A 26,591-nucleotide genomic window follows, 5' to 3' on the forward strand; every position below is an offset into this window, starting at 1 on the left:
GGCGCGGAGCAGTCAGAAGGAAGGCACGGCCATGGCGCAAGATGGCTTCTCGATGCCGCGCCTGACGTCCTACTCCACCCGTCGCGCCCCGCAGGGCGCCGAGGTCGACTACTGGCGTCAGGCCAGGCGGGAAGCGTACGTGTCGGTGCGGACTGACCCGGTCGGCGGTTCGTTCGGCGGTGAGATCAGTCTGGGCCGGTACGCGGATTTCCGTCTGTCCACCAAGCGGGCCCGGCCCGAGGAGGTCCGGCGCTCGGCCAGCGACATCGCGCAGGGGCGCGAGGACGAGGAGTACCTGTATCTCGTGTTCCAGCTGAGCGGGAGCCTGCTCGTCGAACAGGCGGGACGTCGAACCCTCGTGACTCCCGGCTCGATGGTGATCTACGACAGCGCCGTGCCCTTCTCCCTGTGCGCCAAGGACTGCTACGAGCAGGTCGTCCTCGAACTGCGCGCCGACGAGGCGTTCTCGTCGGCCGCCGTGAGCCGCAGCGACGATCTGCTCGCCAGGAAGTTCGACTGCGGCGGGGCGACGGGCGCGGTGGCGGCGTTCTTCGTGAACCTCGCGCGCCGCCAGGACGGCGACCGCCTCGGCGCGCACCGCCTCGAGCCCCAGGCGACCGCGCTGGGAACATCACTCATCGGCCTGCTCGCCCCCGGTCGGTGGGAGATGCCCGCGTCGCTGCGTCGCGGCGAGGCATTGGCATACATGCGCGCGCATCTGGCGGATTCCGATCTGGACGCCGAGGGCATCGCCGCGGGCCTGCACGTCTCCCGCCGGACCCTGTTCCGCCTCTTCGAGGGCACGGGCGCGTCCGCCATGGCGCGCCTGCGCTCCCTGCGGCTCGAGCGCGCCCGGCTGATGCTGCGGATGCAGCCGGGCAAGCAGATCTCCACGATCGCGCTGGAGACGGGCTTCTCCAGCCCGGTGCAGTTCTACCGCGCCTTCCGCACGGAGACGGGCATGACCCCCAGCGAGTACAGGGAGGCCGATGTCACGAGCGGACCGTCTGCCCCGGTCACCCCGGGCCCGAAGACATGACGTCCCCGGGCGGGCCGGCAGACGGTGAGAGTGCGAGCGGAGCCATCAAGCAGGAACGGCTGGATGCCTCACTGGCGCGGATCGCCCGGATCCCCTTCCGCGCCAAGTTCCGCCTCCGCCCGCCCGAGCGCGAATACGTCGCTCTCCGCGGCATGAACACCGTCCGGCGGCACGCTCGTGAGCTCATCGACGCGCGCCTCGCTCCGGCCCACCCCGTGAAGGACGGCAGGCAGACCCCCTGGGGAGGCCATCCCGTCTTCCGAGCGCAGCACGCCACGGCGACATGCTGCCGCACCTGCCTGCGGATCAACCACGGGATCACCAAGGGACACGAGCTCACCGAGCGGGAGCGGGAGCACGTCGTCGACCTCGTCTGCCGCTGGATCGAGAACGAGTGCCGGGTCGGCCCGAGACCCCGGCCGGACCATCCTCCGACCCTGTTCTGAATCCCCGGCAGCCCTCTGGCCGGGTCCCTGCGTCCGGGTGCCGCGGCCGCTCGGCCCCGCATCGCGGTCGAGGCGCGGCGTCGTAGCTGCCGAGCAGGCGGCAGCCGTCTGCCAGGAAGAGGCCGGTATCCGCTCTACGCACCGGTGAGCGACTCGTCGCACCGTCCGTCCCAACTCGGCCGCATTGCGGGGAGTGAACGGAAAGGCGTCGAGTCTCGCCCCCTCGACGAGGTACGCCGTAGCCGGTGCCGGCCCCGAGCCCGAGCAGCCCGCCACTGCACCGTCGCGCCTGCCGCCTGCGGCCCGTGCCGCCGCCGCGCGAGCTCGCAGCACCGGGCCCAGCACGGAGAAGCGGCGCCGCCGAGCGCGGCCACACCCTCTCCTGCCCCTCGGCCCACCACCCCACGTGGTGTGCGCAGTTGGGGCGTGGCTCCTCGGGGGACGCTCCTCCTGACCGTGGCCGTCCGGCGGAGACGTCGTCGCCGACGGTCGGTCAGCACACGCCCAGCCCTCATGCGGCGACGCACCGTTGCCCTCGCCCTGACGAGCACCTGGTCATCGTGCCGATCGAGGGCGAACGGTTCAGGCTGCGGGCTGGTCGTCTGCGCAGCAAGCGGTGCTGTCGGGGGCGGGCGCCTTGCCCATGCGGTCGGCGTCGGCCTTGACGACGTAGATCTCCCAGGGCTCCTTGCCGGGGCCGTGGACCCAGACCTTGTCCTGGAGGGCGTAGCAGCAGGAGGTGTCGTTCTCCTCGAAGGTGGCCAGTCCGGCTTCCTTCAGGCGGTCGGTGGCAGCGTCGACGACAGCAGTGGTGTCGACCTCCACACCGAGGTGGTCGAGGTGGGTCTCCTGGCCGCCTCCGCCTTCGATCAGGACGAGCTTGAGCGGAGGTTCGGCGATGGCGAAGTTGGCGTAGCCGGGGCGGCGCTTGGCCGGTTCGACGCCGAAGAGCTTGGAGTAGAACGCGACCGAGGCGTCGAGGTCGGGGACGTTGAGTGCCAGCTGAACACGGGACATGGGGGCCTCCCCATCACGTTGCATCGAAGTGTGTCGATGCCGAGCTTGCACCTGGCATCGAAGTTCGTCAACATAGACGGATGTCGAAACAACAGCTCGGGAGGCCCGCCCGGACCGAGGAGTGCTGCCCCGGGCTGCTGTCCTCGCCGCTGGCCGAGGAGCAGTCGGTGGAGCTGGCGAGGGTCTTCAAAGCACTCGGGGACCCGGTGCGGCTACGGCTGCTGTCGATGATCGCTTCCCGGGCGGGAGGCGAGGTGTGCGTGTGCGAGCTGACCCCGGCCTTCGACCTGTCACAGCCGACGGTCTCCCACCACCTCAAGCTCCTGCGACAGGCCGAGCTGATCGACTGCGAACGCCGCGGGACGTGGGTGTACTACTGGTTGCTGCCGGAGACGACCGACCGGCTCGCCGGCATCCTGACCCGGCCCACCGGTCAGCCGCTCCCGCCCGCCGAGTCACCCGGCGAGGCCGCCTCGTGACGGAGCAGACCACCACGGCCACAGCCCCCGTCGCGTCCCAACTGTCTGCCCTGGACCGCTTCCTGGCGGTGTGGATCCTGCTCGCCATGGGTGCCGGCCTCGGACTGGGACGGGTCGTTCCGGGGCTGGGCGAGGCGCTGAGCCAGGTCGAGATCGGCGAAATCTCCCTGCCGATCGCACTCGGCCTGCTGGTCATGATGTACCCGGTCCTGGCGAAGGTCCGCTACGACCGGCTGGGCACCGTCACCGGCGACCGGAAGCTGCTGGCCTCCTCGCTGGTCCTCAACTGGTGCGTCGGCCCTACCGTGATGTTCGCCCTCGCCTGGATCTTCCTGCCCGACCTGCCCGCGTACCGCACCGGACTCATCGTCGTCGGCCTCGCGCGCTGCATCGCAATGGTGATCATCTGGAACGATCTGGCCTGCGGGGAGCGCGAGGCAGCGGCAGTGCTCGTCGCGCTCAACTCCGTCTTCCAGGTCGTCGCCTTCGGCCTGCTCGGCTGGTTCTACCTCGACCTGCTGCCGCGGTGGCTCGGCCTCGGCGACGGCCAGGGCCTGGACGTCTCCGTCTGGCACATCGCGCTGAACGTGGCCGTCTTCCTCGGGATCCCCCTGGCCGCCGGATTCCTCACTCGCCGCGTCGGCGAGAAGAGGAGCGGCCGGGAACGCTACGAGTCCACGTTCCTGCCGAGGATCGGCCCGTGGGCGCTGTACGGCCTGCTGTTCACCATCGTGATCCTCTTCGCCCTCCAGGGAAGGACGATCACCTCGCAGCCGGTGGACGTCGTCCGCATCGCGCTGCCGCTGCTGGCCTACTTCGCCCTGATGTTCTCCGGCTCCTTCGCCCTGGGCAAGGCCATCGGCCTCCCCTACGCCCGCACCACCACACTCGCCTTCACCGCCGCGGGCAACAACTTCGAACTCGCCATCGCCGTCGCCATCGCCACCTTCGGCGCCGCCTCCGGACAGGCCCTCGCGGGAGTGGTCGGCCCGCTCATCGAAGTGCCCGTCCTCATCGGCCTCGTCCACGTCGCCCTCGCCGCACGTCACCGTTTCCCTGACCCCGCACCGGCCGCCGAGCCCCTCATCCCCCGGGAGAGGGCCCGCGAGTGACACCGCCGGGCGCTCCGCGGTGTTCGCGCTGCCGTTCACGACGGCCTCCGCGTCACTGGCCGCCCGTCGAGCGGTTCTGGACGAAGAGCCTGTCCGGGTACTGGTCGACGGCTGTGAGCACGTCCTGGGAATCGGTCACGCGCAGTTCGATCAGGGTGGTGAACCCGGTGAGTGCGAGGAGCAGGTTGGTTTCGGTCACCGGGTCACGGTCGGAATCGGTGCGCCCCGCGATGGCCTGGCGGATCAACCGCTCGACGCGACCGCATCCTTCGAGCATGCCGTCGCGCGTGCGTACTCGGAGCATGCCGTCCGCGCGTGCACGTTCTCGTCGTGCGGCGCCTCCAGGACGTAGGCGGCGTGCATCCGGCTGGTCGCACGGGGGTCGGCGTGCAGCGGCAGCATCTCCCGAGCGTCACCCGGAGCACGTCGCGAGGGTGCGGCGGGTCACCGAGCCCGTCGAGGCCCTGGTCGATGCGCCACAAGGTCTGCTCGGCGGCGAAGTCCGTAGGGAAGGAGAGCAGGGCCAGCGGTCCGGACCGACTCGGGCGGTCCAGCCGAAGGGTACTGACTGGCTGACGCTGAGTGTGCACGCCGGATCCTGGCGAGGCCGGGTTGCCGGTGCTGGTGTGGATCATCTGCGGCGGCTGCCTGGTGGGGGACGCCGGTGACCCGGTTTCCCATCCGACGGCGCCGGCCCGGGCGGGGCTCGTCGTCGGCGAGCACGGCGGCCAGCCGGCCGTCGTCGCTGCCTGGCACCGGCCCTGGCCCGCGGCAGAGGCTGCCGGGTCCCTGCCGCCGGGCCTGGTGGTGCCCGGGCCGGGAGCAGATCGAACGGCTGCGGCACATCGTCGAGGGCGGCGGCTGTCAGGGTGCGGGGCGGAAGCCGACCTGCATGTGGCGGCGTCCGGTTCGGATCAGGAGACCTTCGACGAGGCGCCCCGGGGTGCCGCCTGCCACGAGCCAGAGGTGGAGGGCGGAGCCGAGGAGGAGGGGGTCGAGGACGGGGCGGGCGGCGCCCCAGGGGCGTCGGGTGTGTGCCTCCAGGACGGGGCCCTCCCGCAGTCGGACGAGCGCGCAGGCTTCGTCGATCGCGGCGACCAGCACGTCCTGGTCGGGGAAGTCGTCGGGGGCCGTCAGCAGCCAGTCCGCTGCGGGGGTGTCGGAGGCCGAGTCGGTGGCCGTGCGGGCCACCACCTCGGCCGAGCTGAGCCAGACGGAATGGCTCTGCTCGACCGCGGCGGCATAGAACCCGCGGGCCTCGCGGTGGTGGCCCGCGATCACGGGGCGGCGCTGTACCTCCACGACGCCGTCACCGTGCGCGCTGCCGGTCACGTCGTAGGTTGTCGGCGGACGGCCCTGCCGGGGAAGCGGTGGTGGAACGGGGTCCGGCTCGGGGGGCCTCGTCGGGGACGGCACGTCGAGGAGCCGGTACATGCGGTCCCGGGTCAGGACAGCGGACCGGGCCACCTCTCCGAGTTGGGCGTCGATGAGCGGGCGCAGCGCCTGCGGGTCGTACTCCTGTTCCGCCGAACGGAGTTGGGCGTACAGGTCACCGTGCGGATCGAGGCGCGGTGCCTGCTGTGCGAAGGCGGCGGTGGGCGAATCCGGGTCCAGCTCGTCCAGCCCTGTGGCGGCCAGCAGTGTGACGCGATCGGCTGCCGCGGAGTAGAACGTCGTGCTGCCGTGGTCGCCGATCACCCAGTCGCCCGCGACGACCGCTGCGCGCCAGCCCTCTTCGGGAGGGATCATGCGCAGGCCGGCGTCCATGGCCTTGGCGACCCGCTCGTACACGCCGAGCGGCGAGTGCCGTGCCCATACGTTGGGGTGCAGTACCGCGGCGACGGCGAACTCGTCGGCCGGAAGCTGGGAGACCAGGTCCAGGGGCAGGTCGGGGTGCTGTCCCAGCAGGGAGTGCCGGCTCCAGGTCGAGTGCAGTACGACCAGCCGGCGCCCGCCGCCCGCGCCGAGTCGGGCCCTGTACTCGTCACGGTGCGGCAGGCTGTGCAGGATCCGCTGGAAGCTCCAGTCGCCGACGACCTCGGCGTAGGGCACAGCCTCCGGACAGGATCGCGCGAGCCTGGTCAGCTGCTCCCGGTGCGAGAGCCCGATGACGGCGGGGATCACTCTGCCGCGGTGGGTGAGTTCGCGGCGCGACAGGCCGGCCGGTGACACCGTGTCCCCGGTCGACTCGGTCACGAGCCGGTTGTAGCCGGCCCCGTGCGGGAGCACCATGAGGGGCGCGTCCAACCGCCGCATCGAGGGGTGCACCGAGCAGGAGACGGCGAGGTCGAATCTGCTGCGCGTGGCCTCCCGCCAGTCGAGCACCCGGACTCCGGTACGTCCCAGGTACTCGGCAAGCCCTTCCGCGAAGGCGGAGCCCGGGTTCACCGTGCAGTACTTGTCGATGCCGTCCTCGGGGCGCAGCAGCCGCATGACGTCCAGGACCCGGGTGGCCGAGGTGAGGGTACGGGCGACGCCGAGGACCGAAGCCCGCGCCGGGTAGGTGTTCCAGCGCGGGAGCCGCGACCGGGCAGCACGGGTGCGGGGCAGCCACGGGAACGACAGCATCGACAAGGAGCACTCCGGACGGCGAATCGGCTGGGGGTGGTCGGGCGGCTGGCAGCCGGGGTCAGTCACCGTCCGGGACGGCGCCCACGATCTGGCGCAGCTCCCGCAGTTTCGCATCGCATGCACGGCGCAACCGTGAATCGTCAGCGGTGTCGGCGTCACCGGCCAGGCCGGTGAGGAACGCGAGGGTTTCGTCCAGTTTGGTGTGCCAGCCCAGCGCGGCCGCCTGTTCGGCCCCGGTGACCGCGGCCTCCAGCGCCGCCTCCCTGGAACCGAGGCCCCGCAGGACCCTGGCGCGGACCAGCTCGATGCGCGTGAGCATCGTCGAGCCGGCGGCGCGGTCCGCGGCCTCTTCCAGGAGGGCGAGCGCGGCGGCGAAGTCACCGGCGGCGACGTGGGCCTGCGCCAGGTTGTAGGTCTGGACGGTCACACCGTGGCGGTCGTCTGCCTGCTCGTTCGCGTCGAGGGCCTGGCGGAACAGCGAGAGAGCGTCCGCATGCCGCTCCTGGGCGAGGGCGATCAGACCGCGTGTCTCGTGCACCATGCCGCTCAGCACCGGATGGCCGACGACCTCGCAGAGCGTGCCGGCGACGGACAGTTGCTGTTCGGCCGAGTCGTGCAGACCCTGCTGGTAGTCGTGGCGGGCGAGCTGATTGCGCATCCGGATCTCGGCGTCCCGGCGGCCGGCCCACTGTGCGGCCTCGACACCGCACTCCTGCACGGGCCGCCAGACCGCGTACGGCCTCCGGCTGTGGAACCACGCCCACAGGGACTCGCACAGCCGCCACACCTCGTCGTACTGCTCGTGCGTCATGGCTGCCCGCACCACCGGCAGCAGATTGCCGCGCTCGTCGTCCAGCCAGTCCAGGGCCTCCGCACCGGTCTCGAACAGACCGGGAGGCAGCGCTTTGGGCGGTTCCTGGAGGCGGAAGCGTGCCTCGCCCAGGGCGAGCCGGTCGGCGTGCGCGGCCGCGGTGGCGTAGAAGGCCACCGCGGCGGACACGAGTGACCGCCGCTCCTCCTCGGGCAGCCGTGCGGCCAGGGCTCGGGCGTGGGTACGCACGAGATCGTGCGGGCGGAAGCGACCAGGGTTCCTGGTGCCGGTGAGGAGGTGAGAGCTGTACAGGGCGCCCACCGCGTCGTCCGCCTGGTCACCGGCCACGGAACGGATCAGCGGCGTCGTGAAGGTGACCAGCTCGGCGGCGCCCAGGAGCGCATACAAGCGCTGGGCGGGGGCGGGGAGTTGCGCGTGAACGGTGTCGAGGATGGCACTCATCGACGGGCTCCCGTCGGAGGAGACTGCGGTCAGCATGCGCTCGGGCCCGAAGGAGCGCAGCGTCTCGTCGAGGTCGAGGTCGAGGTGGGAGCGGGCGGCGAGCCATTCGCCGACCGTCAGGAGGGCGAGCGGCACCCCGTCGCACAGCCGGGCCAGGAGCACCGAGGCTCCTTCCGGCAGTGCTTCCCGCGCGGCGGCGTCCTGTCGCGACGGCTGCGCACGCCGCAGTCCGGCCATCAGCCGGGAGGCGGCGCCCTCGTCCAGGGGGCCGACAGAGATCGGGTGAGCTCCGTCCCGCGCCACCAGCGCCGGCAGCAGTCTGCGGCTGGTGACGACCAGGAGCCCCGTGCTCGGCACCAGACCGCGCACCTCGGCGGCGTGCTGAGCGTTGTCGACCACCACCAGCAGACCGCCGTTCGCGGAGACGGACCGGTACAGCGACGACAGGCGCCTGCGCCCGTGCGGCACCACGTCCGGGTGGACGCCCAGATCGAGCAGGAAGTCCCGCAGGACCGCGCACACATCAGCAGCGCCGTCCTGCCGCAGCTCCTCCAGGTCCACGTACAACTGCCCTTGCGGGAACCACCGCAGGTGGTGATCGGAGCCCGTCCAACGGGACAGCAGCTCGGTCTTGCCGATGCCGCCGAGCCCCGACAGCAGTACGGTGCGCGGCCCCTGGCCCGACACGGCCGCGGCGGCTGCCGCGTCCAACTCGGCAAGCTCCCGGTCCCGATTGACGAAGGTCCGCGCGAGCGGGGGCACCTGCCGGGGGCGGGGCGGCTCGTAGGCCGGAAGAGTCAGCGACTCGATGCGGCTCGCCTGGATCACCGACCCGTGGATCACCGCCCGACCCGTGACGAGATTCCGCGTGACGTCGCTGCTCGCACCCTGCTCGCTCACCCGCACTCCCTCCGATGCCCCATGCGGCGACCAACAGGGTATGCCTTGGCTCCCCTCCCGGGGCCGAGACCGACTTCCCCGGATGAGGCATCTCCTCTCCCCGGCCACGGCCCGCGTGCACCGCTACGTCGCCGAAGCCCGCGCACCGACTCCCGGCACACGCGGCCTCGACGGGAACTGTGAACCGTTCCACCGGCGTTCAGGCCGACGGCCGGACGGAGCTGTACGCCCACGACGCGGAACCGGGGCCGAGGGTCTCGTCCGAACCGTGCGGGGCATGCTGAACGTTGCCCGATGCGGCTCGCATCGAGAAATGCGCCCCATCGCTGTGGAGCCGCGTGGGACGCGCAAGGCCGGGCCGAAGAAGAGACGAAACCTATGGGGTGGAAATGACCGCCGCGTCGTCATGAAGAATGCGCCGGGACACTTTCCGCGGAGAACGCGGACATTGTACGAGCGGGAGGGGATCGCATGGAATCATTCGGGCCCACCGGCTCGGCGTGCGGCAGGCGGTGCCGCTGAGCGCTCGGCTCGCGGGAGGGGGCCGCCGCGTGAACGTACGGGAAATGCGACGAGCCGGGGCACGCAGGTGCGTGCCCCGGCTCGTCGTGCGCGTCAGCGTCAGGCGGGAACGATGTTCTCCGCCTGCGGGCCCTTCTGGCCCTGGGTGACGTCGAAGTTCACCTTCTGGCCTTCGAGCAGCTCGCGGAAGCCAGTGGCGTTGATGTTCGAGTAGTGAGCGAAGACGTCGGCGCCGCCGCCCTCCTGCTCGATGAAGCCGAAGCCCTTTTCCGCGTTGAACCACTTCACGGTGCCAGTAGCCAAAATCTGTCTCCTTCGGGGCGTTACCCGGAGCCCACACTGCGCGGGCACCGGAGTTGCCATCGTGATCCCCCTCGGAAAACCGAGAGGCCCGGGACTCTTCCAGTGACAACGGGAGGAGCGATCGGAGCTCTGGGAAACCACAACGCAACTGACGTAAACGTACCACGGTTGCCCCGAAGAGTGGGCAAGACTAATCGACGGGATGCGCCGATCCAAAACTTCTCCTCGCGCATTTCCCGTATTTCTACGGCGGCGGCGAGAGATATGCGCAGTCGGTCGGCTCACAGTCGACCGACGGCGTCGCTCATGTGGGCGTCGCTCATGCGGTGACAGCGGGAGAGAGGCACGGCACCAGCGCGCTCGCACGACCCACAGGTCAGTTCCCGCTCCCCTGCTGGGCTGCGGCGCGGCGGTACTCGGCGTTGATGCGCTGGGCCTCTTCGAGCTGGTCCTCAAGGATGATGATGCGGCAGGCGGCCTCGATGGAGGTGCCCTGGTCGACCAGTTCGCGGGCCCGGGAGGCGAGCCGCAGTTGGTAGCGGGAGTAGCGGCGGTGTCCGCCCTCCGAGCGCAGCGGCACGATCAGCTTGGCTTCGCCGATCGCTCGCAGGAAGGCGGGCGTGGTGCCGAGCATCTCGGCGGCCCGGCCCATGGTGTAGGCGGGGTAGTCGTCGTCGTCGAGGTTGCTCGACGGGGTGGGGTTCTGTGCGGCCACTGGCACCTCTCGGGAAACGCGCGTCGAGGGGCCCTGGCGCCGTTGCGACACCAGGGCCCCGAGGGGATCAACACCATCTACCGGCTATGACGTGTGCCGGTGTTCTCTGTCCGCGCCGCCGCCCGGGAGGACGGGGTACGGGGATCGCAGTTGCGTGACCGGGGACCACCTTCCAATCCGGGGTCTGCGGTACCCGGGCGGATGCACCTGCCCGGGCGATCCTGATGGCGCCTGCCTCCTCCTTCTTTCTTGTTCTGTCGTGCACTGCTCGATCTTGTTCTACCTGCGGCCCCTGGGGTCGCATGGCCCGGCAGCCAGCGGTGGAGCCCTCACGCATCCGGCCACACCGCTCTACTGCCGGTCCACAACTTCCTTGACCTGCATGCGGGGCAGTTCGTCATCTGCCCCGCCCTTCCGATCTCTGCGAGTACGACAGGAACACTACACCGCACCCCTCTCAATGTCTACTGTCGCGACGACAGGTTTTCTCCAGGGTGGATCTGCGTGATTCTCATACCGGAGCACGAGGAAGAGGCTCCACCGGACGCCGTGGCCCCGCACCGCGGGGCGCGCCTCACTGCCGCCGGATGGCGAGCAGCTCAGGACCGGCGCGGCGGGGCCGCGGGGCGGGCCCCGCGACCGGCCCGGGGGATCACCGGTCGGCCGGCCGGGGACACGCCCCCGCCGGCCGGCTCGCCGCGCGGGCTCAGATCCAGCCGGAGTCCTCGGCGATGCGGATGGCGTCGACCCGGTTGCGGGCCTGGAGTTTGCTGACGACCGTGGTCAGGTAGTTGCGCACCGTGCCGGCGGTCAGCCGCAGCCGTTTCGCGATCTCGGCGGCGTCCGCCCCCTGGGCGGCGAGCCGGAGCACCTCGGTCTCGCGGGAGGTGAGGGGGCTGTCCTCGCCGCCCCATACGGCGAGGGCGAGTTCGGAGTCGATCGCGCGCTGGCCGGCAGCCACCTTGCGGATACCCTGTGCGAGCTCCTGCGGCGGGGCGTCCTTGAGCAGGTAGCCGGACACCTTCGCGGCCATCGCCCGGCGGAGCGTGCCGGGGCGGCCGAGGGTGGTGAGGATCAGGGTGCGGCAGAGCGGTACGCGCTCGTGGAGCTGCTGGGCCGCGCTCAGGCCGTCGATGCCGGGCAGATCGATGTCGATGACGGCGACGTCGGGCAGGTGCTCGCGTGCCGCGGTGAGTATCTCGTCACCGCGTTCCACGCTGACCACGACCTTCAGGTCGTGTTCGAGGTCCAGCAGCGCCACCAGCGCCGCACGCATCATGTGCATGTCTTCGGCGAGCAGGACACGAATCATCGAAAGTCCCCCCATGACTGTTCGACAGGCAGCCACTCGTGCTGCTCAGCAGATCATGCTAACAGCCGCCCGAAACCGCCTGGTTGGGCATCAATGCGGGTTTTTGGTGGTCCGGTGCGGGCGACGCCTGGGCGGGCGCCTCGGTCGCGACGGGCACCTCCGCGACCAGCCGGAACCAGCCCTCACTGTCCGTCGTCGCCTCGTTGTCGCCCTCGGTGATGAGCCTGCCGCCGACCTCGCTCAGTCGCTGCCGCAGGTTGTTCAGACCGTTGCCGCTGTCCGGCGCGGGGTCGCGGTAGTCGGCGACCGCTCCGTCGTTGAGCAGCGTGAGCCGTGCGGTGCCCTGGTCGACCACCGCGGTGACACCGCAGCGGGTGGCCTTGCTGTGCCGCAGGAGGTTGGTGACCCCCTCACGGAGCACGGTGGCCAGCACGGTGCGCGACCGGGCGTCGATCTCCTCGACCGCGGGGTCGAGGACCACGTCCGTCACGACGTCCGCGGCGTCGAGCACCGAACGGGCCAGCGAGATCTCGGAGGCGAGCGACATGTCGCGGTAGCCCTGCGCCACGCGCCGCACATCGGCCAGCGCCTGACGGGAGATGGTCAGGACCTCCTCCACCTCCTGGTCGGCCAGTTCGTGCTGCGCGCGGACCAGCCGCTGCAACAGCTCGCTCTTGAGCACGATCACCGAGAGGCTGTATCCGAGCAGGTCGTGCAGGTCGCGGGCCAGGCGCAGGCGTTCGCTGTTCGCGGCCATCCGGGCGATCTCGGGGCGGGCGGCGTAGACCTCCTCGACCAGCGCGGCGAGCCGGGTGAGGCCGTAGGTCACCACCCCGGTGAGCAGGGTGGTCTGGCACATGTACAGCAGGTCGACGACGGGCATCTTCTGCACCAGGCCGGGCACCAGCAGGCTCAGCCCCGTCAGGCCGTACAGCGGCCAGCCGACCCGCGGCGGCAGCAGGAGCACCAGCGAGCCGCCCAGGAAGCCGGCCATGGCGCCCCACATGATGCCGAAGAAGGCCAGCGGCAGGAAGGTGAGCACGCCCTGGGCCGTGAGGCTGACCACCCTCGACCAGAGCGGGGCCCGGGCCGCCCCCGGCCGGCAGTGCAGGAGTTGCAGCACGAAGACGGCCGCGAGCGTGACAAGTCCGGTGGCCAGCGCGGGTGTCGACGGCCCGACGCTGATGATGTTGATCGCCGTGATGCCGAGATAGCAGGAGAGTGCGGCCAGCAGGATGGCCCGGGCGAGCCGCGGAGCGGGGGTGGTGCTCCACCATCGGACGCGGGTCGCCGCGGTGTCCGGCTGAGCATCGCTTCGCATCCTCCGAATACTCCTGTCCCTTCGGGAGCGCTCGTGAGGGGGATTCTTCCGGACGCTCCAGGACCGGAGCCTGCTGTCAGGGCCCGAACGCTCGTCCGCAAGACTTTACGCGGATGACCTGTTTCACATCAGCCCCTTCCATGGAAATCACCACACCGCTTCACCCGCGTCGGCCGAGAACACCTCCCGTGCCGGTCACCGGCGCGGCGGGTGTCAGACGAACAGCGGTACGGGATTGAGCCGGGCGTACGGTGTCGGCTCCGCGAGCCGTCCCAGCGCGACCGGGACGTCGTAGAGGCGTCCGGGCGCGTACCGGGCCCAGAAGTGCCGCAGCCCGGGGACCACCACCTTGGCCACCGGCAGTCCGAGGTCGGGACGCGTCTGGTCGAGCACCAGCACGTCCATGCCGCGTGCGGTGAGCAGCGCGGCGGCCGTCGTGATGTCGTCGCGCAGGTCCGTCGTGGGCGTGTGGTCCCACAAGTGCGGGGCGCGGGGCCGCTGTTCGGCAGCGGGGAGCAGGTACGGCTGACTGGTCACCGTCTCGTGGCACCACTGCAGCGCCTGCGGGTGCTCGATGCGGTATCCCGTCCCGTCGCGGCGGGCGTCGCCGACGGCGGGGAGCAGTTGCCCCATCTCCGTCAGGGCCCGGCGCAGCGCGATCCGCGGGTCGAAGTGTGCGCCGAACCCGAAGACGATGTCCTGGGAGGGCTTGTCGGTGCGTCGGGAGAGCGCGGCGACCACGGGCAGGCCCAGGTCCGAGGTGAGGTCGAGCGCCCAGATCTCGCGGTGCACCCGGCGGTAGCCGTGCTGGAGGCGCTCCAGGTACGGCTCCTCGAAGGCGTCGAGGTCGAGGGCCGGCTGGCGCGTGCGGTTGTACCACCACAGGGCCACCGCGTCGCGTTCGACCAGTTCCAGGAGGGCTTGGAGCACCGCGTCCTCGAAGCTGCTGCCGGCGGCGTTGCCGTTGGAGTCGGCGAGCGGCTCGCCCCGGGCGCCGGCCTGGGCGGAGAAGTACAGCATGCTGCTCGGCAGCAGCCGGTGCGTGCCGGTGGCCAGGGACCACAGCGGGGTCCAGTCGACCGGCGCGCTCGTATCGAACGGCTCGGGGACCCAGGTGAAGGGCGAGCGGCCGGCGTTCCAGGCGGCGCGGTCGTCAAACTGCCGTTCGTGGTAGAGCTGCACGGCGTTGGGGTGCAGCGCCGCCTCGCCCAGGCCCCGGAAGCTGTCGCGGACCACCGGCTCGTCGCCGTGCCGGGTGCCGCTGTAGCGCTCCACCGCCTCGCCCAGGGCGCCGGCCCGGGCCTCCGCGGGGGTGAGGCCCTTGCCGCCGCTGAGCGTGCGCACCCCGGAGGCGGACCCTGCCGCCGCCATGGCAAGGTTCCGGCCGGAGACGTAGACCTGGGTGAAGTCCGGAGCGCCCGGGGCGCGGCGGGGCCGGGCGACCACGCCGGTGACCGGGTCGGCCAGGTGCTCGTACCGCTCCAGCATCCGCTCGGCGGTCAGGGCGCGGTGGCCACCGCTCGGGCCGGCCTCGGCCCTGTGCGTGCTGCGCAGTTGCGGCGGGCGCCAGCCGCGGGCCCCGACGAGCTGCGGATCGCCGCACGCCGGGCACTGCGGCCGACGGGACACCGGGTGGGTGCCGACCCGCAGCCCGAGCAGGTCGAGAGTGCGCACGGCGTCCTGTTCGGCGCCGCGGTACCCGGCCGTCCACTTGACCGCCTCCAGCACGGCCGTCTGGACGGCCAGCGCCCTGCCCGCGCTCAGGGCGGCCTCCGGCCGGGAGAGGTGCCCGGCTCCCTGCACGGCGGGCTCGGCCTGCCGGTGGCCGCGTAACCGGGCGGCCAGGCAGGACCAGCACGGCCCGCCGTCCGGCCGGAAGAACGGGCCGATCCAGGGCTCCGGACCACCCGGCCGGGCCAGCAGCCAGGGGCGTCGGGCGGCCCGGTGTTCGGCGTCCACGGTGCTCAGTTCGGGCTCGAGGTAGTCGTCGCACAGGACGAGGCCGAGCGCGGCCTCCCCCATCCCGTCGGTGACCCGCAGCCCCGTGGCGCGGCACGCCTCCCGGACCGTGTCGCAGGACGCGCCGGGCAGCGCGACGAGGCGTACGGACGCGCGGGCGGTCTCCTCGACCGCCCGGGCCCCGTCCAGCCCGGCCAGGTCCCAGTACGCCTCGGCGGCCCGGTCGGGGGGCGTGCGGCCGGCCGGGGTCCGGTGTCTGAGGAGTCCGGCGTCGTCCAGCACGCGTAGCGCGTCGCTCACCTCGGCGGCGGTCAGTGACTCCGCGGCGTCCCGGGCGACGCCGTCGGGGGTGCGGGTTCCGTCGAGCAGCGGCGCCAGGATCTCTGCCTGCGGGCCGCGCAGTGCGGTGATCCCCGAGTGCGAGACCAGGTAGGCGGCCTCGCCGGGTACCACCGTGCATCCGAGGTGGCTCTTGAACTCCACCAGTCCTGCTTCCCCCGTGGTGGCCGTCATGCGAAGGCGGACTCCACGCCGGGGACGGGGGTGGCGGTGAAGGTGAACAGGGCGGCGCCCGCGTCGTCGGCGTCGTGGCCGAGGGGTTCCACGACGAGCTGCGGGAGCGCATCGTGGTGCGGGTCCGCGGTGACGGGGACGGCGCTGGGCGTTGAGACGGTGTTGTCCGACATGAGCGGGTCCTCTCCGGTTCCGGCAGGTGTCGCACTGTTCCGAGGGACACAGCGGGTGCTGGTGCGACGTCTCGCACGGCGAGATCTTGACTGGGTGTCCAGCCCTGGGACAGTCACCGACTCATGGATGCGGGGTGAAGAATTCCCGGGTGCACCCATCAGATTTTCACTTCCCCACCGGCTTCGCCGCTCTCTCTCCATCAAAACGTCGCACCTCGTCTGCTGACGTTTCTTGACATAACGCCCTGTTCCGCCCTCCGTGGTCACCCCCGGGGCCCTCGCCCGGTGCGGCCCCGACCATGACGACGTCATGTCCGGGCACAGCGGAACCCACGCCGTACACGGGGATCTCGCCACTGTTTCCGGCCCGCCGACGGTGCGAGCTTCGGTGGCACGGCGGTTTCGTGCGGTTCCGCCGGGACGGGAAGAGGCCGCAAGGCCGGACCGACGGGGGACGCACCATGACGCCGTATCTGCCATGCGCGGCCACCGCCATCGAGGCGGGGCTGCCGCTGCTGTGCCTGCCCTGTGCGGGTGGCGGCGCCTCCGCCTACGCCGGGTGGCAGCAGGCGCTGGAGAGCCACGGCGCCGGGCTGCGGGTGCTGCCGGTGCAGCTACCGGGCCGCGAGGAGCGGGCCGGCGAGGCCCGGTTCACCGAACTGGACGATCTCGTCGCGGAGTTGGACGAGCACCTGGACGACGCCCTGGCCGGGCCCCACCTCCTGTACGGGCACAGCATGGGTGCGTTCGTCGCCCACGCCCTGACCCTGCGCAGGCAGCGCCGCGGCGCGGTACTGCCGCAGGCCCTCGTGCTCAGCTCCCACCGCGCCCCGCACGTACCCCCCAACCGCGTCCTCGATCCGGACGCGGATGACGAGACGCTGGCGTCGACCCTCGCCGAACTGGGCGGGATACCGCCCGAGCTGGCCGGCCGGCGCGGCTTCCGTAACCGGTACATGCCGCTGGTCCGGGACGACCTGCGGGTGTGCTCCGGAACGGTGCCTGAGCAGGAGACCGAACCCCTGCGGGTGCCGCTGCACCTGCTCGTCGGAGCGCAGGACCGGCTGGTGCCGGTGGAGGCGATGGACGCCTGGACCGTGCACGGCGGGGCGGGCACCGAGCTGCACACGCTGCCCGGCGGACACTTCTTCGTCCGCACCCACGAGAACGCTCTGCTGCGCCACCTCACCGCGGTGGCCCACCGGTACGGCCCGGTGCCGGCCCCGTGACCCTTTCCACGAGAGGAAACCGAACGTGCGGATAGTGATCGCCCGGCGGAGAACGCCGGTATGGCGGGATGCGGCCGCCATGGTCAGCGAGGTGTTCGAGAGACGCTTCGGGGCCCGGGTGGACCCGGACCCCGACCGGTTCATCGCGTACCTGGGCACACAGGAAGGGCACCCCGAGCAGGTGGAGGCCTGCATCGGCGTCTCACTGCCGGAGAACGGGCCGGTCCTCCTGGAGCAGTACCTGGACGCGCCGATCGAGGAGGTCCTCTCCGCGGCGGAGGGCCGTCCGGTGCGCCGCCGCCAGATCCTGCACCTCGGAAGCGTCGCCTCCACCAGGACGCTGGCGGGCGCGGAGCTGTACCGGGCGGTGCCGCTGATCCAGGCGTGCCTGGGCCGGTCGTACGCCGCCATGACGATGACCGGCCGCTCCGCGGGGCTCGCCCGGCGGCTCGGACTGGTCACCCACCGGCTGTGCGAGGCCGACGGCAACCGCCTGGGAGCCGGGGAACTCGCGCGCTGGGGGACGTTCTACGACCAGCGGCCGGAGGTGCGCTGGGGGCGGCTGGCGGACCACTCCGAACAGTTGGTCACCGGTGTCGAGCGCTACGCCCTCGACTCGGTGGACATCCGGCTGCTCACCCCGGACGTGACGGAGCTGACACATGCTGCCTGAAACCACCCGGCCCGCGCCCTCGCTGGTCGCCGGTCTGCTGCGCCGGGCGGAGAGCGACGCCCCCATGGTCGAGGTGCTCTCCCCCACCGGCGGCCCCGGCGTCCGCCACACCTACCGGCAGGTGATCTCGGCGGCCCGGGTGCTGGCCCAGCGGCTGCAACGGCACAGCGCGGAGCTCGGCCGGCCGGTACGGGTCGGTCTGCTGGCCGGAAACTCCGCGGAGTGGGTGGCCGCCGACCTCGCCGCGCTCTTCGCACGGGCCGAGGAGATCCCGGTCCCCACGGCGTTCACCACCGAACAGGCCGCCTCGCTGCTGGCCGGCGCCGACGTCTGCCTCGTCGACACGTCCGGCCGTGCCTGGCTGGCGGAGCGGGCCGCCGCGGGGGCGCCCCGGCCCCTGCCGGCCGACTGCCGGGTGCTGGACGTCGCCCTGCCCGAACTGGCCGACGAGGCGGCCCGCGGACACCTGCCCGATCTCGCCGCCGGCATCGCAGCCGCCGAGTCGGCGCCGGACACCGTCGTGAAGGTGGTGCACACCTCCGGCACCACCTCGGCACCCAAGGGCGTACGGATCAGGCTGCGCGGCATCGAGGCGCTGCTGGGATCGCTGGCGGGCCGGGTGGAGCAGGAGGCGTTCGCCCGGTACCTGTCGGTGGTGCCGCTGAGCCTGCTGATCGAGCAGGTGGCCGGGCTGTACATGCCCTTCCTCAACGGCGGCAGCGTCACCTTCCTCCCGCCGGGCACCCCCTTGATCGGCACCGTGGCCGACGCGGGACCGCGGATGCTCTCGCTGCTGCGCCAGGCGCGGCCCACCGCCATGGTGGTGCCGCCCACGGTCGCCGGTCTGCTGCTCTCGCTGTGCGAGCAGAACCCCGCGGAGACGCTGGCCCAGCGCCGCAACCGGCTCTTCGGGCACGCCGGTCCCGTCTTCATCGCCTGCGGCGGCGCGCCGGTCCCGGTGCAGGTGCTGGAGCGGCTGGAGGCGTTCGGGATCCCGCTGTACGAGGGGTACGGCCTGAGCGAGAACAGCTCCGTGGTGTCCTGGAACTTCCCCGGCCGGTTCCGGTTCGGCACGGTGGGCCGGCCGCTGGACCACGTGCGGGTGATGCTCGCCCCCGACGGTGAACTCCTCGTGCGGGGCGACTCCCTGTTCGCCGGGTACAGCCAGGAGGACCCCTCCAGCGTGGTGATCGACGACCAGGGCTGGCTGCACACCGGGGACCTGGCCACGCTCGACGACGAGGGCTACCTGCGCATCACCGGCCGCAAGAAGAGCCTCGTCATCACCTCCGCGGGCCGCAACCTGTCGCCCGAGTGGGTGGAGGCGCGCTACCGCGAGATCGGCTTCGTGCGCGAGGTGGCCGTCGTCGCGGACGGCCTGGACGAGGTGCGCGGCCTGTTCGTGATCGAGGCCGGCGCCGACCGTGCGGACGCCCTGCGGCACATCACACGGTTCGGCCGGGACCGGCTCTCCGACGTCGAACGGGTCACCGCCGTACGGCTGATGGCCGAGGACGACCCCGAGTACACCCGTTGCTTCACGGTCACCGGACGGCCCCGCCGGGACGCCGTCCGCGACCTGCTGACCCGTACGACACCCGAGGAGATCACCGCATGAGCACGGCGTTTCGCACCAGCCCCCTCGGCACCGGCAGCGGGCTGCTGCTGGAGCCGGCCGACGGCGGCACGGCGGGCATCGCGCCCGCGGATCTGCTCGGTCTGCTGGCCGAGGCGGGCCACCTGCTGCTGCGCGGTTTCGGCGCGGACATGGACTCCTTCACCGACCTGGTGCAGCGCACCTCCACCTCCACCACGCTCGACCCGGCCCGCGAGTTCCACTCCGACGTGGCCCAGAAGGTCGACGCGGGCTTCGACGAGGTCGGGCTGCACACCGAGAACGGCAACAGCCCCTTCCGCGCCCACCTGGCCTGGTTCTTCTGCGAGAAGGCCGCCGCCTCCGGTTCGCAGACCACCGTCTGCGACGGGTACCGGGTGTGGGACGCGCTGCCGGAAGCGGCCCGTGCGGCCTTCCGCGGCCGGGACATCGTCTACAGCCGGTACGTCGCCGAGACGCAGTGGCGGGTCATGGCGCAGCACCTGCTGGACCGGCCCGCCGACGGCATCGACGCGGCGGAGCTGTCGGCGCTCGCCGCGACCATGCCCGGCACCGAGGTGACGCCCGAGGCGGACGGCGGGGTCACCTACGCCTTCCGCACCCCGGCGATGGGCCCCACGCTGTTCGGCACGCGGACCTCGTTCGCCAACAGCATCCTGGGCCCGTCCTTCAACTACGAGAAGCCGCGCATCACCTTCGCCGACGGCGAGGACCTGCCGGCGCCCCTGCTGGAGGAGGTCGCAGACACCACCGAGCGGCTGACCGAGAACCTGGAGTGGTGCGACGGCGACGTGGCCGTCATCGACAACACCCGGGTGATGCACGGCCGCAGGGCGATCACCGACCCGGACCGCACCATCTACAACGCGTTGAGCTTCATCCAGCCGCCACGGGAGAGCGGACTCGCCGCCTGACCTGCTCCCGCCCGACCGGCGGAGGCCGCCGCCTCCCCGCACCGGCCTCCGCCCCGCACCCCCTGAACCGCCGAAGGTGATGCCGCATGTTCCACGCCCTGGGCTCCGCCCTCCACGCGAGGCGGAGGCTCTCCCTCCTGCTCGCGCTCGCTGTCGCGGTGCTCGCCGCCGTCCTCGGCGGGTCCGTGCAGACGAAGGTGACCAACGGGCTCGCCGACTACGACGACCCCACCGGTTCGCACACCAGGGCCCGGCAGGTGATCCAGGACGCCACCGGCATCGACCCGCAGCAGGGGTACGCGCTGCTGATCCGCCCCGGCGCAGCGATCGACCCCGGCGCGCCCGCGCCCGCAGCCGTCCGCGCCGGCATCGCACTGCTCAAGGACAGGTCCGAGGTGAAGCGGGTCGTCGACTACAAGTCGGCCCGGGACCCGGGGCTCGTCTCCAAGGACGCCCGCAGCACCGTGGTGGTCGCCGCGGTACGTCCGATGGCGGAGAAGGACACCAAGGAGGCCGAGAAGGAGCTGACCGACGCCATCGAGGCCGACCCCGCGCTACGCGGCCACGCCCACCTGGGCGGACCGACCATCGGCATGGTGCAGGTCGGCAAGGTCACCACGACGGATCTCGCGCTGGCCGAGGGGCTCGCCCTGCCGGTGCTGCTGGTGCTGCTCTTCCTCGTCTTCCGCGGTGCGGTCGCGGCACTGGTGCCCGTCGTCGGAGCGGTGTTCACGCTGCTGCTGACGATGGCCGGCCTGCGGGTGGCCACCTTCTTCGGCAACGTGTCGACCGGCGCCCTCAATCTCGCCTTCGCGCTCGCGCTGGGCCTGGCCGTCGACTTCGGACTGCTGTGCGTCTCCCGCTACCGCGACGAACTGGCCGTCTGCGGCCCCGGCCCCGAGGCGCTGCGCCGCACCCTGGCGACAGCGGGCCGCACGGTGCTCTTCAGCGGGCTGACGGTGGCTGCCGCCCTCGCGGGGCTGCTGGTCTTCCCCCAGCCGTACCTGCGCTCCATGGGCCTGGCCGGTGTCATCACCTCGCTGGCCGCCGTCCTGTTCGCCCTGCTGGGGCTGCCCGCGCTGCTCGCGCTGCTGGGCAGCCGCATCAACGCCCTGGCGCCGCGGCGGCTGCGCCGCTCCGAGCAGGCCGAGGACCCCGCCGTCGGGCGCTGGCGGCGGATCGCGCTGGGGGTGATGCGGCGGCCCGTGGCCACCGCGCTGGCCGCCACCGCGCTGCTGCTGCTGATCGCCTCGCCCGCACTGGGCATCCGCTTCACCGGCGCCGACGCCTCCTCGCTGCCCACCGACATCAGCGCGGGGAAGGTCTCCGCAGCGCTGGAGACGGACTTCGCGCAGCCGTCCACCTCTCCGCTGCGCATCGTCGCCGAGAGCCGTGCCCAGGCTCCGCTCGCCTCCTACGCACGCGAGATCGCCCGGGTGCCGGGGGTCGAGCGGGTGGCCGACCCGGTCCGGCTGGACGGCAGGCACTTCGAGATCGACGCCGTGCTGAAGGGCGCGCCGCTCGACACCGCGGCCCGCGACGCCGCCACCGCGGTCGAGGACCTCCGGGCGCCCGTGCCGGTCCGGTTCACCGGACAGACCGCCGACTTCCTCTCTCAACTGGACGGCATCCGCGACCGGCTGCCCCGGGCGGCGGGCGTACTCGCCCTGGTCACCCTGGTGCTGCTGTACGCGTTCACCGGCTCGCTGGTCCTGCCGCTCAAGGCCCTGGTGATGAACACCCTCTCCACCGGGGCCGCGCTCGGCTTCCTGGTGTGGGTCTTCCAGGACGGGCACCTCGGATTCGGGGCCCAGAGCGGCATCGAGAGCACCACTCCCCTGCTCGTGTTCGCGCTGGCCTTCGGACTGTCCACGGACTACAACGTCTTCCTGCTCGGGAGGATCAAGGAGGCCAGGGCGACCGGGCTGGACGACCGCGCGGCGGTCGCCGAGGGGCTGGCCCGGAGCGGGCGCATCGTCACGTCGGCCGCGCTGCTGTTCTGCGTGGCCGTCGGCGCGCTGGTGTTCTCCCGGATCGTCTTCATCAAGGAGCTCGGACTCGGCACCGCGTTCGCGGTCGCCGTGGACGCCACGATCGTCCGTGCGCTGCTGGTACCCGCCCTGATGACGCTGCTGGGCAAGGCCAACTGGTGGGCGCCGGGGCCGCTGCGGCGACTGCACCGCGTGCTGCGCCTGGACCACGCCGAGCCGCCCGCCGGCACGCCCACCGCGAAGACCGCACAGGACGGGCCTGACAGCGGCCCGCACGGGGCGGCCGCCGGAGCGCAGGAGGCGGCCGCCCCCCGCACGCCGGAGGGCGAGCCGGCCCCGGCCTCCCGCAACGCCTCGCCGTAGCGCGCCGGGGCGGGACGTGGGCGGCTTCGCTCAACACACACCTATGGAGGGCTGAGATGTTCGCACCAGAGCGGGGGCTCGGTGACACGGTCCCGGACACACCGCAGGGCGGTGGTCCGCCCCGGGACACGCGGCCTGCCGTCGGCCCCCTCACGGGGCCCGGCTTCGGCGCGCTGCACGGACGCCGAGAGGAAGTCGACCTGCTCGCCGGCCTGCTGGCGGGCGAGGAGGACCGGCTGATCACCCTGACCGGACCCGCCGGGGTGGGAAAGAGCCACCTCGCCCACGCGGTGGTGGCGGCCCGGCTGCGGCACGGACCGGTCCCCGTGCTGTGGGCCGACCTGGCCGAGGCGTCCGGCGCCGCCTCCCTGTGGTCCGCCGTCGGCGCGGCGACGGGCAGCCGGGCCGAGGCACGGATCGGTGCCGCGAAGCTGCTGGTCGTGCTGGACAACAGCGATCCGGTGGCGGCCGATGTCGCGCTGCACCTCTCCGCGCTGCTGCGGGCCTGTCCGCGGTTGCAGGTGCTGGTCACCAGCAGGGTGCCGCTGCACATCCGCGCCGAGCGCCTCGTCCTGGTAGGACCGCTGCCCACCGGCGCGGGCTCACCCGCGGAGCGGCTGTTCACCGACCGGGTCGGCCCCTACTACCGCGCCGGTCTGGCCGACGGTGACGGGCCGTCGGTCGTGGCCGAGATCTGCCGGGTGGTCGACGGCATACCGCTGGCCATCGAACTGGCCGCCGAAGCAGTGGGGAGCGAGGGCCCGCACGACGTGCTGGCCAAGCTGCGCTCCGGAGTGGCCACGGGAGGCAGACGGCTGCGGGACGCGCCCGCCCGGCACGCCTCGGTCGCCAGCGCACTGCGGTGGGCGGCGCGGCCGTCGAGCACGGCGGAACGCGCGCTGCTCGACGGCCTCGCCGTCTTCGAGGCACCGGTCGGCCTCTCCGAGGCGGGCCGGGTTGCGGAGCTGGACCGGGACCGGACAGCGGCCGGGGTGGAGTCCCTCGTCCGCGCGAGCCTGCTGCTGAGCTGCACCGGTCCCGACGGCACCCCGCAGTTCCGGCTGCCGCAACCGGTCCGTGTGCACTACCGGACGCGGCTGGCCGAGAGGCCGACGGCGCTCGCCGACGCCCTCGACCGGCACGCCGACTGCTGCACGGCCTTCGCCGTCGGCATCGGCGAACGGCTGCGCTGCGGGCACGACGTGGCCCAGCTGCTGTCGCTCGTGGCCACCAGGCTGCCGGACCTGCGCAGTGCCACCCGTCACCTGCGCGGGCGCGGTGACCACGCGGCGGTGCTGCGCCTGCTGACCGCGCTGGAGGTGCCCCTGCTGCACCACGGGCTCGCCCCGGACGCGGTGGAGGAGCTGGCCGAGTCCGCGGCGGCCCGGCACGGGGAGGCTAGCGGCCCGCTCACCGCGACGGCGCTGCTCGCTGTCGCCCGCTGGTCGTTGGAGCACGGTGCCCTCCGGCGCGCCGAGGAAGCGCTCGACGCGGCGGACGCGGCAGCCGCCGGACACCCCGCGGCCCGCGCCCGGGTGGCCGCGCTCAGCGGCGAACTGCTGCGCCGCCGGGGCGCCCCGGTGGCCGCCGATGCGCTGCTCGACTCGGCGCTGAAGGAACTGTGCGCCGCCGGGGACACACCCGGCGCGGCTGCGGCCCGCCGGTCGCAGGCGCTTCTGCGGGCCGCACTCGGCGACCCGGAGGCGGAGACGCCGGTGCTCACGGCACTGGCCGAACAGCCCCTCGTGCCCGGCCCGCCCGGTCCGGGCCCGATGGGGACGACCGGCCCGATGGGGACGCCCGGCCCGATGGGGACGACCGTTGCGCCTGCGAGGACGTTCGCCGCGCCGACGGCGGCGCCCACCGCGCGTACGGAGACGACCCGTTCGCCGGACGGGGCGTCCACCGCACCAACGGACACGCCCAGTTCGCCGGACGGGAAATCCACCACACCGACGAACACGCCCAGTTCGCCGACCGGAGCGCCATTTGCGCCGATGGGGGCGTCCGGTCCGCATCCGGAGGCGTCCGCCGCACCGACAGACACGTCGAGTACGCCGACCGGGAAGTCCATCGCACCGACGCGTACATCCGGTGCGCCACCGGAAGCATCCGTCCCACCGGCGCAGACGTCCGGTTCGCCGGCAGGGGCGTCCGTCGCACCAGCAGGAGGGCTGGTCGCACCGACGGGGCCGTCCGGTCCGGCGGACGCGGGGTCTCCGGTACAGGCGGGCGGGGGGTCGGGGCACTGGGCGGACCCGGTGTCGCCGGTTGCGGTACGCGCCGGTCTGCTCGCCGCCCTGGCCCGGGTCCGCTGGACGCTCGGCCGCACGGAGGAGGCCTACGAGGACGTGCGCGAGTCGATGCGGCTGCTGCTGTGGACGGGTGGCCCGGCGCAGGTCGCCGAGGCCCTGGAGACTCTGGCGCTGGTCATCGGGCGCTCCGGGGACGGGGCTCAGCCGGAGGCGCCGGTCCGGGTGCTGGCCTGTGCCGAGAGCATCCGGCGCCGACACGGGCTCGGCCCCGCCGAGGACGCGGCGCTGGGCACGGTCTCGGCACAGCTCCACGAGGAACTGGAGGCGGGGGCGCTGCGACAGATACGGCGCGGGGCGCAGGAGGTCTCGCTGCACGACGCCCTGATCGCGGGCCTCTTCGCCCCGGGTCCGCGGCGTGAGCCGACCCCGCGGGCCGCGGTGCCGGCGGCCCCGCACGGCCTGACACCCCGGCAGCACGAGATCGCCCTGCTGGTCACCGAGGGGTTGACCAATCGGCAGATCGGCACGGCGCTGGGCATCTCGGAGTGGACCGTGACCAACCATCTGCGCGCCGTCATGCAGAAGCTGGAGTGCGGCTCCCGGGTGCAGGTGGTACGCGCTCTGCAACGGTGCCGGTGATGAGCGGGACCGCCCGCAGGGGGGTGCACGTCTGGACCGGCCGGGTGCGGGACACCCCGGCGGCCGACGACGTGGCGGTGCTCGACGAGCGGGAGCGACACCGCTTCGCGGAGTACCGGGATGCCGTCGCGGCCGCCCACTACGCGGGGGCACGGGCCGCGATCCGGCGTACGGTGGCGCGTTGGCACGGTGTGCGGCCGGCCGAGGTGGTGTGGGGCACCGGTCGGTGCCCCGGCTGCGGCAGCGACCGGCACGGCCCGCCGCTCCTGTGCGCGCCCCGCGGCGGCTGGCGGGTGAGTGTCTCGCGCTCCGGCCCGTGGTGGATGCTGGCCCTCTCCCGTTCGGCGCCCGTCGGCGTCGACATCGAGTTGCGCCGCCCGCTCGCGGTGCCCGGGGTGGTGCGCCGCTGCCTCGGCGCCCAGGAGCGCGCCCATGTCGCGGCGGCGGCACAGGGCACGGCAGGCGACGAGGAACTGCTGCGCTGCTGGGTACGGAAGGAGGCCGTGGTCAAGGGCTGGGGCATCGGCCTGGGCACCGACCTGGCACGGGTGGCCGTGCGCCCCGAGCTGCGCAGCGCGGTGCTGGAGCGTACGGAGGCCGAGGGCGCTGCCGCGCGGGAGCTGTGGGTGGTCCAGGACGTGCCGGCCGGCGCGGAGTGCCTGGCCGCGCTGTCCCGTCCGGCCGACGACACGGCGCCGCTTGTGCTCCGCCCGCCGGAAGCGGCAACCTGGCAGCTCACCGCACCTTGAGACACCGTCACCGCGTCGGTGCTTGCTTCGGCCTGAGACCCGCTCACCGCAGCGGACACCTCGCGGCTGAAACCGCGTCACCGCCGGAGGCGTCCGGCCTGATACGCCGTAGCCGCGCCGAATATCTTCGGCCTGGTTCCCCGTCATCACTCCGGACGCCTCCGGCATGAGGTTCCATCACCGCGCCGGACGGCTCCCGGCCTGGAGCACCGGCCCCGACCACCCCGGAGACGGCGTGCCCCGGAACCCGCACGGAGCGTGCCCGGACGATCCCGCACGAGTCCTGCCCGAGCAGGCCCCGCACAAGTCGTGCCGCGACGAACCCCGCACGGAGCATGCCCCGCACGGGGCCGCAGGGACCATTCACCGCACGGACTCGCGCCGGATCGAGCGACGACCCCGACGAGCCCACGCGGACCAACCGCCGCCGCAGCCAGGCCCACCCGGACCAACCGCCGCCGCAGCCCGGCCCACCCGGAACAACCGCCGCCCAGTCGAGCCCGCGCGG

General features: G+C 72.7%; 22 protein-coding genes. 11 read left to right on the forward strand and 11 right to left on the reverse strand.

All coding sequences use genetic code 11. The annotated features are described in order from the left end of the window. The first annotated feature begins 31 nt into the window (after nt 1-31). Both H297_RS33750 and H297_RS33755 read left to right on the forward strand, forming a co-directional pair. Entirely contained in the window at nt 32-1,039 is a 1,008-nt protein-coding gene (locus H297_RS33750) for a helix-turn-helix domain-containing protein (protein ID WP_051351382.1), read from the forward strand. Further along, on the forward strand, nt 1,036-1,485 hold the full coding sequence (locus tag H297_RS33755; RefSeq protein ID WP_051351383.1) for a DUF4186 domain-containing protein: 450 nt from the start codon (nt 1,036-1,038) through the stop codon (nt 1,483-1,485). Before H297_RS33750 ends, H297_RS33755 begins: the two co-directional genes overlap by 4 nt. A gap of 582 nt (nt 1,486-2,067) precedes the next feature. Here the strand turns inward: H297_RS33755 and H297_RS0100890 are convergent. Beyond that, nucleotides 2,068-2,502 (reverse strand): ArsI/CadI family heavy metal resistance metalloenzyme, encoded by a 435-nt coding sequence (locus H297_RS0100890; RefSeq protein WP_027735509.1) that lies wholly within the window; start codon nt 2,500-2,502, stop codon nt 2,068-2,070. A gap of 80 nt (nt 2,503-2,582) precedes the next feature. On the opposite strand from H297_RS0100890, the gene H297_RS0100895 reads away from it, so the two are divergent. Continuing rightward, entirely contained in the window at nt 2,583-2,981 is a 399-nt protein-coding gene (locus tag H297_RS0100895; protein WP_027735510.1) for a metalloregulator ArsR/SmtB family transcription factor, read from the forward strand. After that, nucleotides 2,978-4,093, forward strand: a complete 1,116-nt coding sequence (arsB, locus tag H297_RS0100900) for an ACR3 family arsenite efflux transporter (protein WP_027735511.1) — start codon at nt 2,978-2,980, stop codon at nt 4,091-4,093. Before H297_RS0100895 ends, arsB begins: the two co-directional genes overlap by 4 nt. A 52-nt stretch (nt 4,094-4,145) precedes the next feature. Here arsB and H297_RS43530 read toward each other — a convergent pair whose 3' ends face one another. The 10 genes from H297_RS43530 to H297_RS43115 all read right to left on the reverse strand — a co-directional run bounded on the left by H297_RS43530 (nt 4,146) and on the right by H297_RS43115 (nt 15,655). Further along, complete coding sequence (locus H297_RS43530) at nt 4,146-4,292, reverse strand: hypothetical protein (protein WP_199787119.1); 147 nt, start codon at nt 4,290-4,292, stop codon at nt 4,146-4,148. A gap of 44 nt (nt 4,293-4,336) precedes the next feature. Next, nucleotides 4,337-4,495: a hypothetical protein gene (locus H297_RS43535; RefSeq protein ID WP_199787120.1), complete on the reverse strand. Its 159-nt coding sequence runs from the start codon at nt 4,493-4,495 to the stop codon at nt 4,337-4,339. A gap of 462 nt (nt 4,496-4,957) precedes the next feature. Next, complete coding sequence (locus tag H297_RS0100915) at nt 4,958-6,661, reverse strand: hypothetical protein (protein ID WP_051351384.1); 1,704 nt, start codon at nt 6,659-6,661, stop codon at nt 4,958-4,960. 61 nt (nt 6,662-6,722) lie between these two features. Then, nucleotides 6,723-8,837: an AAA family ATPase gene (locus tag H297_RS0100920; protein ID WP_037792455.1), complete on the reverse strand. Its 2,115-nt coding sequence runs from the start codon at nt 8,835-8,837 to the stop codon at nt 6,723-6,725. A gap of 621 nt (nt 8,838-9,458) precedes the next feature. Next, nucleotides 9,459-9,662 carry a cold-shock protein gene (locus H297_RS0100925; protein ID WP_027735515.1) on the reverse strand — a complete coding sequence of 68 codons (204 nt, stop codon included), beginning with the start codon at nt 9,660-9,662 and terminating at the stop codon, nt 9,459-9,461. A gap of 376 nt (nt 9,663-10,038) precedes the next feature. After that, nucleotides 10,039-10,377 carry a MerR family transcriptional regulator gene (locus H297_RS0100930; RefSeq protein ID WP_027735516.1) on the reverse strand — a complete coding sequence of 113 codons (339 nt, stop codon included), beginning with the start codon at nt 10,375-10,377 and terminating at the stop codon, nt 10,039-10,041. 706 nt (nt 10,378-11,083) lie between these two features. Then, nucleotides 11,084-11,689, reverse strand: coding sequence for a response regulator transcription factor (locus H297_RS0100935; protein ID WP_027735517.1), 606 nt, complete (start codon nt 11,687-11,689; stop codon nt 11,084-11,086). 58 nt (nt 11,690-11,747) lie between these two features. Next, nucleotides 11,748-13,010: a histidine kinase gene (locus H297_RS33765; RefSeq protein ID WP_078513653.1), complete on the reverse strand. Its 1,263-nt coding sequence runs from the start codon at nt 13,008-13,010 to the stop codon at nt 11,748-11,750. Between the two features lie 213 nt (nt 13,011-13,223). Continuing rightward, nucleotides 13,224-15,482 (reverse strand): TOMM precursor leader peptide-binding protein, encoded by a 2,259-nt coding sequence (locus tag H297_RS0100945; RefSeq protein WP_027735518.1) that lies wholly within the window; start codon nt 15,480-15,482, stop codon nt 13,224-13,226. Further along, nucleotides 15,479-15,655, reverse strand: coding sequence for a hypothetical protein (locus tag H297_RS43115; protein WP_158693623.1), 177 nt, complete (start codon nt 15,653-15,655; stop codon nt 15,479-15,481). The genes H297_RS0100945 and H297_RS43115 overlap by 4 nt, the downstream gene beginning before the upstream one ends. A gap of 461 nt (nt 15,656-16,116) precedes the next feature. Here H297_RS43115 and H297_RS33770 point away from each other — a divergent pair, with 461 nt between their 5' ends. The 7 genes from H297_RS33770 (at nt 16,117) to H297_RS40090 (ending at nt 26,083) form a co-directional block, all read left to right on the forward strand. After that, entirely contained in the window at nt 16,117-16,884 is a 768-nt protein-coding gene (locus H297_RS33770; protein WP_051351385.1) for a thioesterase II family protein, read from the forward strand. 25 nt (nt 16,885-16,909) lie between these two features. Beyond that, on the forward strand, nt 16,910-17,557 hold the full coding sequence (locus H297_RS0100960) for a thermostable hemolysin (RefSeq protein WP_027735519.1): 648 nt from the start codon (nt 16,910-16,912) through the stop codon (nt 17,555-17,557). Then, nucleotides 17,547-19,175 carry an AMP-binding protein gene (locus tag H297_RS0100965; RefSeq protein ID WP_027735520.1) on the forward strand — a complete coding sequence of 543 codons (1,629 nt, stop codon included), beginning with the start codon at nt 17,547-17,549 and terminating at the stop codon, nt 19,173-19,175. The genes H297_RS0100960 and H297_RS0100965 overlap by 11 nt, the downstream gene beginning before the upstream one ends. After that, nucleotides 19,172-20,086: a TauD/TfdA family dioxygenase gene (locus H297_RS0100970; protein WP_027735521.1), complete on the forward strand. Its 915-nt coding sequence runs from the start codon at nt 19,172-19,174 to the stop codon at nt 20,084-20,086. Before H297_RS0100965 ends, H297_RS0100970 begins: the two co-directional genes overlap by 4 nt. Nucleotides 20,087-20,172: 86 nt before the next feature. After that, complete coding sequence (locus H297_RS33775; RefSeq protein WP_051351387.1) at nt 20,173-22,440, forward strand: MMPL family transporter; 2,268 nt, start codon at nt 20,173-20,175, stop codon at nt 22,438-22,440. A 56-nt stretch (nt 22,441-22,496) separates the two neighbouring features. Beyond that, complete coding sequence (locus H297_RS0100980; protein ID WP_027735522.1) at nt 22,497-25,334, forward strand: LuxR C-terminal-related transcriptional regulator; 2,838 nt, start codon at nt 22,497-22,499, stop codon at nt 25,332-25,334. Next, entirely contained in the window at nt 25,334-26,083 is a 750-nt protein-coding gene (locus H297_RS40090) for a 4'-phosphopantetheinyl transferase superfamily protein (RefSeq protein ID WP_051351388.1), read from the forward strand. The genes H297_RS0100980 and H297_RS40090 overlap by 1 nt, the downstream gene beginning before the upstream one ends. The last annotated feature ends 508 nt before the right edge of the window (nt 26,084-26,591 follow it).

It is taken from the genome of Streptomyces sp. CNT360 (assembly GCF_000424785.1).